This window comes from Cognatishimia sp. F0-27, assembly GCF_020667845.1.
Lineage (GTDB): Bacteria > Pseudomonadota > Alphaproteobacteria > Rhodobacterales > Rhodobacteraceae > JAFMPQ01.
In genome coordinates, this window is record NZ_JAFMPQ010000003.1 from 98,691 (window position 1) to 112,026 (window position 13,336).

10 protein-coding genes are annotated in these 13,336 nt (G+C 66.6%); all 10 read left to right on the forward strand.

Annotated features, from left to right (window positions below; translation table 11 throughout):
* The first annotated feature begins 190 nt into the window (after positions 1-190).
* Entirely contained in the window at positions 191-1,315 is a 1,125-nt protein-coding gene (locus J1C49_RS02750; protein ID WP_227444269.1) for a DUF1036 domain-containing protein, read from the forward strand.
* A gap of 1,048 nt (positions 1,316-2,363) precedes the next feature.
* Positions 2,364-2,816 carry a division/cell wall cluster transcriptional repressor MraZ gene (locus tag J1C49_RS21895; protein ID WP_370639361.1) on the forward strand — a complete coding sequence of 151 codons (453 nt, stop codon included), beginning with the start codon at positions 2,364-2,366 and terminating at the stop codon, positions 2,814-2,816.
* On the forward strand, positions 2,817-3,848 hold the full coding sequence (rsmH, locus tag J1C49_RS02760) for a 16S rRNA (cytosine(1402)-N(4))-methyltransferase RsmH (RefSeq protein WP_227444271.1): 1,032 nt from the start codon (positions 2,817-2,819) through the stop codon (positions 3,846-3,848).
* Positions 3,849-3,853: 5 nt separating this feature from the next.
* Positions 3,854-4,213, forward strand: coding sequence for a cell division protein FtsL (locus J1C49_RS02765; RefSeq protein ID WP_227444272.1), 360 nt, complete (start codon positions 3,854-3,856; stop codon positions 4,211-4,213).
* Positions 4,210-5,997 (forward strand): penicillin-binding protein 2, encoded by a 1,788-nt coding sequence (locus J1C49_RS02770; RefSeq protein ID WP_227444273.1) that lies wholly within the window; start codon positions 4,210-4,212, stop codon positions 5,995-5,997. Before J1C49_RS02765 ends, J1C49_RS02770 begins: the two co-directional genes overlap by 4 nt.
* A 203-nt stretch (positions 5,998-6,200) precedes the next feature.
* The gene (locus J1C49_RS02775) at positions 6,201-7,697 is read left to right on the forward strand and encodes a UDP-N-acetylmuramoyl-L-alanyl-D-glutamate--2,6-diaminopimelate ligase (protein WP_227444274.1); all 1,497 of its coding nucleotides are present in this window, start codon (positions 6,201-6,203) and stop codon (positions 7,695-7,697) included.
* A gap of 1 nt (position 7,698) precedes the next feature.
* A complete protein-coding gene (gene murF / locus J1C49_RS02780; protein WP_227444275.1) occupies positions 7,699-9,141 on the forward strand; it encodes a UDP-N-acetylmuramoyl-tripeptide--D-alanyl-D-alanine ligase in 1,443 nt (480 codons plus the stop codon).
* 12 nt (positions 9,142-9,153) lie between these two features.
* Positions 9,154-10,236, forward strand: coding sequence for a phospho-N-acetylmuramoyl-pentapeptide-transferase (gene mraY / locus J1C49_RS02785; RefSeq protein WP_227444276.1), 1,083 nt, complete (start codon positions 9,154-9,156; stop codon positions 10,234-10,236).
* A 349-nt stretch (positions 10,237-10,585) separates the two neighbouring features.
* Positions 10,586-11,842 (forward strand): Coenzyme F420 hydrogenase/dehydrogenase, beta subunit C-terminal domain, encoded by a 1,257-nt coding sequence (locus J1C49_RS02790; RefSeq protein WP_370639362.1) that lies wholly within the window; start codon positions 10,586-10,588, stop codon positions 11,840-11,842.
* Positions 11,843-11,899: 57 nt separating this feature from the next.
* Entirely contained in the window at positions 11,900-13,294 is a 1,395-nt protein-coding gene (gene murD, locus J1C49_RS02795) for a UDP-N-acetylmuramoyl-L-alanine--D-glutamate ligase (RefSeq protein ID WP_227444277.1), read from the forward strand.
* The last annotated feature ends 42 nt before the right edge of the window (positions 13,295-13,336 follow it).

Genomic DNA, 13,336 nt, shown 5'->3' on the forward strand with positions numbered 1-13,336 from the left:
GTCCTATTGGCGCGCCGCGCCACCACGCGCGCCCGTCCTGTTTCTTTGGGCTTGAAATATCCCGGGGGGTCCGGGGGGCTGGCCCCCCGGCCATGGTGCCTTTCGGCAAAACGGCATCCGGCGGGCGTGCCGTCCCGGTTTCCGCGGTCCCGCAGCGCCTGCCCGGTCGCGAGGCGCAGGGACTGATCCGATGCGCGCCGGTGCCGCACGCCCCGAGGGGCGGTTTTCGGCCAACGCCATTCCGGTTCCCGGCAGGCCCGTGCTAGGATCCCGCGCGGCCTGCCGCCTCAACGTCCCAGACCGGTTTGACCCGATGATCCGACCCGCCTTGTGTCTTGCCCTCGCTGTATCAGCCCTGCTGCTGGCCCGTCCGGCCATGGCAGAGCTGGAAGTCTGTAACGAGACGGACCTGGCTGCCTCGGTGGCAATCGGGTATTCCGACGCGGGAACGTGGACCTCCGAGGGTTGGTGGCGCATCGCGCCGGGCGCATGCCTGCCCGTCGTGACCGACCCGCTGGCGCAGCGCTACTACTACTGGCGGGCCACAAATGCCCATGGCACGTTCCGCACGGGGGATTACTTTTTCTGCACCTCCGAGCAGGTCTTTACCATCGCCGGGGACGACGCATGCCAGGAGCGCGGGTTCGACCGCCTGCCGTTTGCCGAGGTGGACACAGGCACGGCGCGCCGCTTTACCGTGACCCTGGATCCTGCGGATGCGCCCGAACTGCCGGTCCAGCCGGATGCCCTTGTTGCCGACGGCGCGACCGCGCCCGGCGTGCTCGAGGAGGCGGGCCAATCGCGCATCGAGGGGCAGGGGGTGTTCAGCCATTGCGACGCGGGTGACTGCATGATCGTGGCTGAGGGGCGGCGCGTTCTGGTCGGGTCCGGTCGGGCGCAGCTTCTCAGGCTGGCCCGCAACACGCCGATCCGCTTTGTGGGCCGCGTGCATTCCCGCGAGGGCAGCACCGACCGCATTGCCCTTGCCAGTTTCGAGGAGCTGCCGCGCGACCGGTTCGGCCCGGTGCGCGACGCGCTGCAGGGGCGCTGGCAGGCCCTGCGGTCGCCGGGGGCGGTGTTCGAGATCACCGGTGGATTGCGGCAGGACATGATCCTTGGCACGCCGGTCTTCGAAGCAACGCTGGATGTGGTGGCGCGCTGCGATGGCGGCGTGGTGGGTCCCGCGCTGTCTTTCGTCTATTTCTCGGGCGGCAATGACCGGCTGTGCTGGGAAGTGACCTTGCTGGAACCCGACACGCTGATCGTGCTGGAGCCGGGCAAGATCGAGGAAACCGTCTTCCTACGCATGAACTGACACACGCGAGACGCCGCGGCCCGTCGTGGGGGGCGTCCCGCGCGGTATGGCGTTCAGGCCGCAGTGCGGACGCGTGGTGCGGTGTATGCCCGCGCCTTCGGGACGGGCAGGACGACTGATGGGGCCGACAAACGACGCGTACGGGAACCGGTGGCACCACGCATGGGATCTTGTGACACCACGCATGGGATCCTGTGGCACCACGCTTGGGATCCCATGGCACCACGTATGGGATCCTGTGGCACCGCGCTTGGGATCCCATGGCACACGCATGGGCTCTTTTTGGCACCACGCTTGGGATCCCATGGCGCCACGTATGGGATCTTGTGGCACCGCAGTTGGAAACCCGCGCACTGGCTATGGGAATTCATGGCCCCGCTATTTCGCAATTCCGGACTCCGGGGCCGGAAAGGCCTGAAATTCCGATTCGGCGTCGAATCTCGGCCTGAATCGGCCCGGATTCGGCGCAGACAGACCTTGCAGGCCGGCTGAAACTCAAGCAAAACGCCAAATACCGGCCAGGGTGGGGGATTTTGTGGGAGATTATGTCCTCCATCCGGACTCTACAACATTTTGTGCTCCTGATGGCGTGGCCTACCTGATCTGCGCAAAATTCGCTCAAGAGGGCACATCATCTTGTTTTGAGTGGGGGTCGAAAACAGGATCTTGTGTCAAATTCCCCTAAAAAACTATTGCGTCCCATGCTTTCCCATGGCATCCATAGTTCACACGATGAGGAACGGACGCGGGGCACCACCAAAACGACCCCACACCGATTACCAAAAACAAAAAACTGAGCAGGTATCATACAGGCACCGCTCTTCATCGTGACAAAGAATCCGGCGCGCGGGCGAGCAGACATCCCCCCAGGTGGCGCGCGCAGTCGGAGATACCCGCAAACGCGGGTCACGCGGCGGGTTGATCAGTGGCAGCAGATCAACCCGCCGTTTTTCCGTTTCAGGGGGCAAGGCAAGGGCAGTCAGGGACAGTGGGCCGCAAGCTAAGGTTCAGAGGCGAATTTCGGCTTAAGGTCGACGCGAAGGGGCGGATGTCCATCCCTTCGAGATTTCGCGGTGTCCTTGGCGCGGGCGACCCGGACTGGGATCCCGCCAGCAAGGAAAACGCCAATCCCCAATTTGTGATGGTCTATGGCAACCACAAGGTGCCTTATCTGGAGTGCTTTACCGTCGCCGAGATGGAGCGCATCGAAAACCGCATCGACGCGATGCCGGCCGGTGAGCGCAAGCGGAAGTTGCAGAAAGTCTATTCCTCCGGATCGGTCGATGCGTCTCTCGACGACACCGGGCGGATCGTGATCCCGGCGAAGCTGCGCAAGCGCTACGGGATTGAGAGCGAGGCCTATGCGGTGGCGAGCCTGAATACCTTTCAGATCTGGGCGGCGGAACGCTACGTGCCGACCGATGCGGTCGATGAGGACATGCTGTCCGAAGACCTACCGGAAGATCCGATGGAGTGGCTCAACGACGCTGAGGCGCTCTGAATGTCCGGTCCGGCGGTCCATACCGGCGGCGCGCCCCATGTTCCGGTTCTTCTGGGGCCGCTGCTTGAGGCCGTGGCGCCGGTTGACGGCGTGTGGATCGACGGCACGCTCGGGGCGGGCGGCTATACGCGCGGCCTTCTGGAGGCGGGCGCGGCGCGCGTGATCGGGATCGACCGAGACCCGCTCGCGCTGGAGCTTGCGGCGAACTGGGCCACGCCTTACGGCGACCGGGTTGCGCTGGTTCAGGCCAATTTTGCAGAGATGGACGCGCATGGCGCGGAGGTGGACGGGGTTGTGCTCGATCTCGGGGTTTCCTCGATGCAGCTTGACCGCGCGGAGCGGGGCTTTTCGTTCATGCGCGACGGGCCGCTCGACATGCGCATGGGGCAGGCGGGCCGGACGGCGGCGGATCTCGTGGCCGAGGCCAGCGAAACCGAACTGGCCGACATCCTCTATATCTATGGCGAGGAACGCGCCTCTCGCCGGATTGCCAAGGCGATCGTCAAGGCCCGCGAGGTCGCGCCGATCACCACCACCTTGCAGCTTGTGGACATCCTCGAACGCTGCCTGCCGAGGCAGAAACCGGGGCAGAGCCACCCGGCCACCCGCAGCTTTCAGGCGTTGAGGATCGCGGTGAACGGCGAATATGACGCGCTGTGGCAAGGGCTGATGGCCGCGGAGCGCGCGTTGAAGCCCGGCGGGCGGCTCGCGGTGGTGACCTTCCATTCGGTCGAGGATCGCATGGTCAAACGGTTCTTTCAGGCCCATGGCGCGCCCAAGGTGAAGGTGAACCGCTACAGCGATGCGCCGCCGCCCGAACCCGACGCGCCGTTTGAAATCCTGACCCGCAAGGCGGTGGGGCCGGACAAGGACGAGCTGGCGGCAAACCCGCGGGCGCGGTCCGCAAAACTGCGGGTGGCGCGGCGCACAAGCCAGCCGGCGCAGGCCATCGCAGCCGACGCCATCGCCATGCCGGACGTCCCGGACCGGCGGGCATCACAGTCGAAATCGAGCAGACCACGGAGGCGCTAGGGACAATGCGCAGTTTTCTCTATCTTCTGACAGCGTTGGCGGTGATCGGCACCGGTTTCTGGGCCTATCGCGAGAATTACACCACGAAAGAAGCGCTCGATCGTGTCGATGCGCTCAACCGCGACATTCGCGAAGCGCGCGAGCGGCTGGCCATCCTGAACGCGGAATGGGCCTATCTCAATCGCCCTGACCGGCTGCGCGATCTGGCGGAGCTCAATTTCGACCGGCTGGGGCTGTTGCCGCTGCGCTCGGATCAGTTCGGCATCGCCGAGCAGGTGATCTTTCCGACGCCGGAGCCGGTGGATTTTGACGGGGCCATCGACGTGACCAGCCTTGGCGCGGCACAAGGGAGGGCAGAGCCATGATCCGGACACCGCTGCGCCCGTTGGCGCGAATCCTCGAGGCCCGTGAAAAGGGCGAAAATCCGGACGCCATCGAGCGCGAGAACCTGCGCCTGCGCCACGAGGAAATGCGCGACCGCGCGCGGCATCGTGCGGAGGGCCGTTTGCTTGTGCTGGGCGTAATGTTTGTCTGTGCCTTCTCGGTTGTCGGCGCGCGTATGGGCGTGCTGGCCGCATCCGACCCGGTGGAGCCGCGCGCACAGGCCACGGGCTCGTCGATCATCGCGAGCCGGGCGGATATCACCGACCGGCACGGGCGCATCCTTGCGACCAACATGACGACCCATTCGCTCTATGCCCATCCGCAGCAGATGATCGAGCCGATCCGCACCGCCAAGGCGCTGGCGGAGATCTTTCCCGATCTCGACGAGGAGCGGCTGATCGAAGATTTCACCGGCAAGCGCAAATTCCTCTGGGTCAAGCGCAAGCTTAGCCCCGAGCAGCGTCAGGCGGTGCATGACATCGGCGAGCCGGGTCTGTTGTTCGGGCCGCGCGAGATGCGGCTCTATCCCAATGGCGCGTTGGCGGCACATGTTCTTGGCGGCGCCAGTTTCGGCCGCGAAGGGGTGCATTCGGCCGAGGTCATCGGCACGGCGGGGATCGAGAAATACCTCGATGCGGAGCTGCGTGACCCCGCGCGGGAAGGCGCGCCTCTGGCGCTGTCCATCGACCTGACGGTGCAGGCCGCCGCGGAACGGGTGCTCGATGCGGGAATGAAGCTGATGAACGCCAAGGGCGCGGCATCCGTGCTCATGGATGTGAAGACCGGCGAGGTGATCTCCATCGTGTCGCTGCCGGATTTCGACCCCAACGATCGCCCGCGCCCGCCAACCGAGGGCGAGCCGGGCGACAGCCCGCTGTTCAACCGCGCGGTGCAGGGCGTTTACGAGCTTGGATCGGTCTACAAGATCTTCACCGCCGCGCAGGCGGTCGATCTTGGCCTCGTGAGCAGCGACACGGTGATCGACACCAAACCGCCCATGGTGGTGAACGGGCACCGGATCGGCGAGTTCCGCAACAAGAACTACGGCGCGCTCAGCGTGTCCGACATCATCGTGAAAAGCTCCAACCGCGGGACCGGCAAGCTGGCCCTGTCCATCGGCAAGGCGCGCCAGAAGCAGTTTCTCGCGGATCTCGGCATGTTCGAGCCGACTCCGCTTGAAATCGTCGAGGCGCGGGGCGGCGCGCCGCTCTTTCCCAAGCAGTGGAGCGACATTCACGCGGTGACGATCTCTTATGGTCACGGTTTGTCGACCTCGCCGCTGCATCTTGCGGCGGGCTACACGGCGATTGCCAATGGCGGGCGGATGTTGCAACCGACGCTGCTACGCCAGGACGGGCCGGTAGAGGGTGCGCGCGTGATGTCCGAGCAGGCCGCGAAGGCCGCGCGGTCCATGTTGCGCAAGGTTGTGACCGAAGGCACGGCGAGCTTTGCGCGTGTGCCCGGCTACAAGGTGGGCGGCAAGACGGGGACCGCGGACAAGCCGCGCCCGCGCGGCGGTGGCTATTACGACGACAAGGTGATCGCGACCTTTGCCTCCATGTTCCCGGCGGATGATCCCAAATACGTGCTGGTCGTCACGCTCGACGAGCCGGTGGAGACATCGGGCAGCAAGCCGCGCCGCACGGCGGGCTGGACGGCGGTGCCGGTGGCGCATGAGATGATCGCGCGTATCGCGCCGCTGCTTGGGCTGACGCCGGAATATCCGCCCATGTCGCTTGAGCGCCTCATCGAAGTCTCACGCTGAGCACCGGATGCAAGGCGCATCTGGTGCGTGGCGCCAGATTTGCGTATGCCCGACACGGGAGTTGCCCGGTCCGACGCCCTGTGCGCCAAAAGAGATTCGGCGTGGCGGCTCCGGATTTGGGGAACACGCATGATCGGCGCGCATGATCCGGGGCTTTGCCCGCCGCGCGCTGCCTGTGCGGATGACAGCGGATTGGGGAAAGCATGGTGGAGACGGCGACGAAATCCTTGAGCGAACTGGGGCTGACGGCGCGCGGCGGGCGCGATGTGCGCATCACCGGGCTGACCGTGGACAGCCGCGAGGTCAAGGACGGGTTTCTCTTTGCGGCGCTTCCCGGCACACGGGTGCATGGCGCAACCTTCATCCAATACGCCTTGCGGATGGGGGCGGCGGCGATCCTGACGGATGCGGCGGGCGCGCGGATCGCGCAGGCGGAGATCGACGCTTCTGATGCGGCGCTTGTGATTGCCGCCGATCCGCGGCAGGCGCTGGCCTTTACCGCGGCATTGTGGTTCGGGGTGCAGCCCGAGACGGTGGTCGCGGTCACCGGCACCAATGGCAAGACGTCGGTGGCGACCTTCACCCGCCAACTCTGGCAGGAGCTTGGCGTGCGCGCGATCAATCTCGGCACCACCGGCATCGAGGGCGACTGGCAGGCGCCACTGGCCCATACCACACCCGAACCCGTGACCTTGCATGGCGCGCTGGCGGAGGCCGCCCGCGCCGGGGTGAGCCACGTGGCGATGGAGGCGTCCTCGCACGGGTTGGACCAGCGTCGGCTGGACGGGGTGACGCTCAAGGCGGCGGCGTTCACGAATTTCACCCAGGACCATCTCGATTACCACGCCAGTTTCGAGGATTACTTCGCCGCCAAGGCGGGGCTTTTTGTGCGCGTGCTGTCCGAGGATGGCACCGTGGTGGTCAATATAGACGACCCGCGCGGGGTCGATATTCTGGCGATGGCCAAGGCGCGCGGTCAGGATGTCATCACGGTCGGGCGGGAGGCGGCGGATCTCTGTCTTGAGCGTCAGCGCTTCGATGCGACGGGCCAGGATCTGAGGCTGAGTTACCGCGGAACGGTGCGTCAGGAGCGGCTCAACCTCATCGGCGGGTTCCAGGCGGAAAACGTGCTGATCGCGGCGGGGCTCGTGATCGCCTGCGGGGCCGATGCCGATGACGTGTTCGACATGATTCCGTTGCTGGAAACGGTGCGCGGGCGCATGCAGCTGGCCGCGACACGGGAAAACGGCGCGGCGGTGTTCGTGGATTACGCCCATACGCCGGACGCGGTGGCGACGGCCGCACAGGCGCTGCGCCCGCATGTGATGGGCCGGCTCGTTGTCATCGTCGGGGCGGGCGGAGATCGGGACGCGGGCAAACGGCCGCTGATGGGCCGCGCGGCGGCACAGGCGGCGGATATGGTCATCGTGACCGACGACAATCCGCGCTCCGAGGATCCGGCGGCGATCCGCGCCGCGGTCATGGCCGGTGCACGCGAGGCCAGCGAGACGGTGACCGAGGTGGGCGACCGGGCCGAAGCGATCCTGCGCGGGGTCGATGCGCTGGGGCCGGGGGATGCGCTGCTGATCTGTGGCAAGGGGCATGAAACCGGACAGATCGTCGGCGACACGGTCTATCCGTTTGACGATGCCGAGCAGGCCAGCGTCGCGGTGGCGGCTCTTGACGGGAAGGGGCTCTGAGATGGCGTTGTGGACCTCGCAGGAGGCAGAGGCGGCGACCGGCGGACGGGCGCTCGCGCCCTTTGCGGTGAGCGGTGTCAGCATCGACACGCGCACGCTCGGGCGCGGGGAGATGTTCGTGGCGCTCAAGGCGGCGCGTGACGGGCATGATTTTGTCGCGCAGGCGCTGGAGGCGGGCGCGGGGGCGGCCTTAGTGTCGCGCATTCCCGAGGGCGTGCCGGAGACCGCGCCGCTGCTGCTCGTGGACGATGTGCAGAGCGCGCTGGAGGCTTTGGGTGTTGCCGCGCGCGCGCGTTTCGAAGGCCGAGTTGTCGCGGTGACGGGTTCGGTCGGCAAGACCTCCACCAAGGAGATGCTGCGCACGGTTCTGGGCGCGCATGGCCGGGTGCATGCGGCCGAAAAGAGCTACAACAACCATTGGGGTGTGCCGCTCACGCTCGCGCGGATGCCGCGCGACGCGGATTTTGCGGTGATCGAGATTGGCATGAACGCGCCGGGCGAGATCGCGCCGCTGTCGCGCATGGCGCGCCCGCATGTGGCCATGGTGACGATTGTCGCCCCGGCGCATCTGGCCGCGTTCGAAAGCCTTGAGGGGATCGCGCGCGAAAAGGGCGCCATCTTCGAGGGGCTTGAGCCGGAGGGGATCGCGGTTCTGAACGGTGATCTGGACGTCTCGGCGATCCTGCATGACTGCGCGGCGGGGGCGGCGCGGGTTCTGGCCTTTGGCGAGGCGCCCGGGCACGCCTTTCGCGTGGCGTCTGTCACGGTGGGCGATCAGCAGACCGTGGTGCAGGCGGAGATCGCGGGCGCGCCGGTGCTTTACAAGGTGCCCGTGCCGGGGCGGCATTTCGCGGTCAACGCCATGGCGGTTCTGGCCACTGGCGAGGCGCTCGACCTTGACCGCGCGATCAGCGTTGCGGCTCTGGGGCGCTGGTCGCCCGGCGCGGGGCGCGGGGCGCGCGAGGTGATCGAGCTTGATGCGGTCGATGACCGGCTGACGGTGGAGCTGATCGACGACGCCTATAATGCCAATCCAGCCTCGCTCGGCGCGGCATTGGAGGTGCTGGCTGCGGCGGAGCCCCGTCACGATGTCGGGCGGGTCTCGCGCGGGCGCCGGATCGCCTATCTCGGCGACATGAAGGAGCTTGGCCGCACCGAGGAGGCGCTGCATCGCGCGATTGCCGCGCTGCCCGCGATGGCGCAGATCGATGCGGTGCATTGCGCCGGTCCGTTGATGCGCGTGCTCTGGGAGGCGCTGCCGGAGGAGAAACGCGGCCGCTGGACCGAAGATGCGGAGGGGCTGGCGGAGGGCGTGCATCATGATCTCGACGCCGGGGACGTGGTGCTCGTCAAGGGGTCTTTGTCGATGGGGTTGGCACGGGTTGTTGACGCCATCCGCAAAATGGGCCAAGCCGCAGGCTCACGAACAAGGCCGCAGGGCTGACGGGGGACGCAGATGTTATTCTGGCTGACAGAGCTGAGCGATGGCGGTGATTTCTTCAACCTTTTCAGGTATATCACCTTTCGGGCCGGTGGGGCTTTCCTGACTGCGCTCTTGTTTGGCTTTCTGTTTGGCCCGCCATTGATCAACGTGCTGCGCCGCACGCAGGGCAAGGGTCAGCCGATCCGTTCCGACGGGCCGGAGGGGCATTTCGCCAAGGCGGGCACGCCGACCATGGGCGGGTTGCTCATTGTCGGCGCGCTTCTGACCTCGACCTTGCTATGGGCGCGGCTCGACAACCCCTTTGTCTGGATGGTTCTGTTTGTGACCATGGGCTATGCGGCGATCGGCTTCGCGGATGATTATGCCAAGGTCTCCAAGCAGAACACTGCCGGTGTGTCGGGCCGGGTCCGGCTCGGGCTTGGCTTTCTGATCGCGGGGATTGCGGGCTATTGGGCCGCGCAGTATCACCCCGAGCCGCTGGCGGGGCATCTGGCGTTCCCGGTGTTCAAGGACACGTTGCTGTATCTCGGGTTCCTGTTCGTGCCCTTTGCGATGATCGTCATCGTGGGCGCGGCCAATGCGGTGAACCTCACCGATGGTCTGGACGGGTTGGCGATCATGCCGGTGATGATCGCCACCTCGACGCTTGGGGTGATTGCCTATGCGGTGGGTCGGGTCGATTTCACCGAATATCTGGATGTGCATTACGTGCCCGGAACCGGAGAGATCCTGATCTTTGCGGCCGGTGTTGTCGGCGGCGGGCTTGGCTTCTTGTGGTATAATGCGCCGCCCGCGGCGGTGTTCATGGGAGATACCGGCTCGCTCGCCCTGGGTGGCGCGCTGGGTGCGATCGCGGTGGCGACCAAGCACGAGCTGGTGCTGGCGATCGTGGGCGGGTTGTTTGTGGTCGAGGCGCTGTCGGTGATCGTGCAGGTGCTCTACTTCAAGCGCACCGGCAAGCGGGTGTTCCTGATGGCGCCGATCCATCACCACTACGAGAAGAAGGGCTGGGCGGAGCCACAGATCGTGATCCGGTTCTGGATCATATCCCTGATCCTCGCGATTATCGGGCTTGCCACGCTGAAGGTGCGCTGACGCGTCCGGAGCGCCGGGCGCGGTTTGTGTCCCGTGTCGCATGCGGATTTGTCTTGGGTGCGGGTGTGTGCGGTTTGTCGGTGAGCACGGATAGCGGGCGCGCGCCGTTGGGCGTTGGGCGCCGGTCTATGCGGCTTGTCGATGCGCGGGTTGGGGCCTTGAGGCCGGCTTTTCGGGTCTCTTGGGCGCAGGTTTGATTGCGGTGGCCGTTCTGGGCGAAGGGGGGCGCTGCCCCCGTCACAGCAAGCTGTGACTCCCCCGGAGTATTTCAGGACAGAAGAAACCGGGGCTGCGGCAACGGAAACCGGGCGGGGCGCGAAGGCTCTGGCTCTGCGGTCATGTGTCAGCTATGGTTGACACTATTGAAGTTGACACGGAGGCGGGCATGGACGGGTCTGGACGGGGCATTCTGGTGCCGGAGATCGGCGGCGCGCCGCGCGCGGGGCTGTGCACCGATTGCGGGATCAGCCGGATCGGCGACGGCCGGGCCTGTGGCCGGGCCTGCCAGTTTATCCAGCCGGATTACCCCGGTCTCGAGGCACGCGTGCACGGGCGGGCCGCGCAGGACGGCGGCGAGGAGGCGTTCTTCGGGGTCACGCAGGCGATGCATCGGGCGCGACGGGTTCCGGCGGCGCCGGGCGCGCAGTGGACCGGATTGACCACCGGTCTTGCCGAGGCGTTGTTGCGCGCGGGCGCGGTGGATGGCGTTCTGGCCACAGCGCCGGACCCGGAGGATCGCTGGAAGCCGATGCCGGTGATCGTGACCGACCCCGAGGAATTGGCCGGATGCCGCGGCATGCGCATGGGGTTCGGGCCGCTTCTGGCACTGCTGGAGCCGGCGCGGGAGATGGGGCTCAGGCGACTTGCGGTGATCGGGGTACCCTGTCAGGTACACGCGCTGCGGGCGCTGGAGGCGGAGCTTGGGTTCGAGCAGCTCCTGGTGATCGGCACGCCCTGTTCCGACAACACCACCACGGCGCGGTTTCATGACTTTCTCGCGCGGCTCGATCCGAAGCCGGAGACGATTTCCTATCTCGAGTTCCGGGCCGATTACCGGGTTGAACTGCGTTTTGAGGATGGGCGGCCCGCGCGGTTCATCCCGTTCCTGAAGCTGCCGCTCAGCGATCTGCCGGCGGATTTCTTTCCGATGACCTGCAAGACCTGCGTGGATTACACCAACCGTCTCGCGGATATCACGGTGGGCTATATGGGAGGGGACGGCGATCAGTGGCTGATCGTGCGCAACGCGCGCGGTGCCGCGATGCTGGAGCGCCTTGGCGAGAGCGTGGAGCTCCGCCCCTTGACCGACAAGGGCAAGCGCAAGGCGGCCGTTGCCGGCTTCATGGCCAATACCGCGCGCGCCGCGGGCGGGTTGCCGTTGCGCCGGATGCCGGATTGGGTGCGGCCCATCGTGGCGTGGCTGCAGCCGCGCACCGGGCCGCGGGGCCTTGAATTTGCCCGCGCGCGCGTCGAGATGAAGGCGATCGAGACCGTGCTGCATTTGCGTCGGGCGCATCCGGCGAAGATGAAGAACATGATCCCGGAGCATGTCTGGCGTCTTGCGGCGCGCTACGGCCTTGTCGCGGAGGAGGGCGAGCGGCGCTGACCCCTTCCGCCCCGGGGCGCTTTGCGGTAGCGCTGGGGCAAATTGCGGGAGGTCGGCATGATCGAGGTTGTGGGATATCGGGGCGCGCGTGTCGGGGTGCTCGGGCTGGGGCGCTCGGGCCTCGCTGCGGCGCGGGCGCTGGTGGCGAGTGGCGCGGATGTGACCGTCTGGGACGATACGCCGGGCGCCCGGGCGGCGGCGGAGGCCGAGGGTTTGCAGGTTGCGCCCCTGAGCGGCGATCTCATGGCGGCGCTGGCCGTGCTCGTGGTGTCGCCGGGTATCCCGCATCTCTACCCGCAGCCCAACCCGGTGATTGCGGAGGCTTTGCGCAAGGGGGTGCCGGTCGACAACGATATCGGGCTCTTCTTTGGCTCCATGGGGGCCGGGTGGGATCGGTTCGACCGTGTCCCTCGGGTGATTGCCGTGACCGGGAGCAACGGCAAATCCACCACCTCCGCGCTCATCCACCACGTGCTGACCGCCTCGGGGCGCGACAGCCAGCTGGCGGGCAATATCGGGCGTGGGGTGCTGGACATCGATCCGCCGGGAGATGGCGCGCTGGTGGTGCTGGAGCTGTCGAGCTATCAGACCGAGCTTGCGCGCGCGCTGACACCGGATGTGGCGGTGTTCACCAACCTTTCGCCGGACCACCTTGATCGTCACGCCGGGCATGGCGGCTATTTTGCCGCCAAACGCCGATTGTTCGCCGAGGGCGGGCCGGATCGTGCGGTGATCGGGGTGGATGAGGTCGAGGGCCAGTTCATCGCCAACCAGCTTTCCATGGGCCGGGACGATGACCGGGTGATCCGTGTGGCCAGCGGCGGCAAGGCGCCGGATGTGGGCTGGCATGTGCTGGCCAAGAAGGGGTTCCTCAGCGAGTGGCGCAAGGGGCGGCAGGTCGCGTCCATTGACCTGCGCGAGATCGCGGGGCTTCCGGGAGCGCATAATCACCAGAACGCCTGCGCCGCCTATGCCGCCGCGCGGGCGGTGGGACTGGCCCCGCGCGAGATCGAGGCGGCGCTGCGGTCCTTTGAGGGCCTGCCGCATCGCAGCCAGCATGTGGGCGACATCAACGGCGTGCGCTATGTCAATGATTCCAAGGCGACAAATGTCGATGCAGCCCTGCAGGCGTTGCGCGCGTTCCCGCGGGTTCGCTGGGTTTGCGGCGGCTTGATGAAGGAGGGCGGGCTGGACGCGCTGCACCCGGCGCTGGATCATGTGGTCAAGGCCTATGTGATCGGGCGGGAGGCGCAGGCCTTTGCGCTTCAGATCCAGGATGTGGAGGCGGAGATCTGCACCACGATGGAGGTTGCCGTGGCGCGGGCGACGGCGGAGGCGGAACCCGGCGACGTGGTCTTGCTTGCGCCGGCAGCGGCGAGTTTCGACCAATACGACAATTTCGAGAAGCGGGGCGAGGATTTCAGCGCGCAGGTGGCGAAGCTGATGCGCTAGGGCGCGCGGCGTTCCGTCGACGTCACCGTGACCGGGCGACGC

Coding starts and splice junctions, on each gene's coding strand:
- J1C49_RS02750 (WP_227444269.1), top strand. CDS start 191: ATGCGCGCCGGTGCCGCACGCCCCGAGGGGCGGTTTTCGGCCAACGCC.
- J1C49_RS21895 (WP_370639361.1), top strand. CDS start 2,364: ATGTCCATCCCTTCGAGATTTCGCGGTGTCCTTGGCGCGGGCGACCCG.
- rsmH (WP_227444271.1), top strand. CDS start 2,817: ATGTCCGGTCCGGCGGTCCATACCGGCGGCGCGCCCCATGTTCCGGTT.
- J1C49_RS02765 (WP_227444272.1), top strand. CDS start 3,854: ATGCGCAGTTTTCTCTATCTTCTGACAGCGTTGGCGGTGATCGGCACC.
- J1C49_RS02770 (WP_227444273.1), top strand. CDS start 4,210: ATGATCCGGACACCGCTGCGCCCGTTGGCGCGAATCCTCGAGGCCCGT.
- J1C49_RS02775 (WP_227444274.1), top strand. CDS start 6,201: ATGGTGGAGACGGCGACGAAATCCTTGAGCGAACTGGGGCTGACGGCG.
- murF (WP_227444275.1), top strand. CDS start 7,699: ATGGCGTTGTGGACCTCGCAGGAGGCAGAGGCGGCGACCGGCGGACGG.
- mraY (WP_227444276.1), top strand. CDS start 9,154: ATGTTATTCTGGCTGACAGAGCTGAGCGATGGCGGTGATTTCTTCAAC.
- J1C49_RS02790 (WP_370639362.1), top strand. CDS start 10,586: ATGGTTGACACTATTGAAGTTGACACGGAGGCGGGCATGGACGGGTCT.
- murD (WP_227444277.1), top strand. CDS start 11,900: ATGATCGAGGTTGTGGGATATCGGGGCGCGCGTGTCGGGGTGCTCGGG.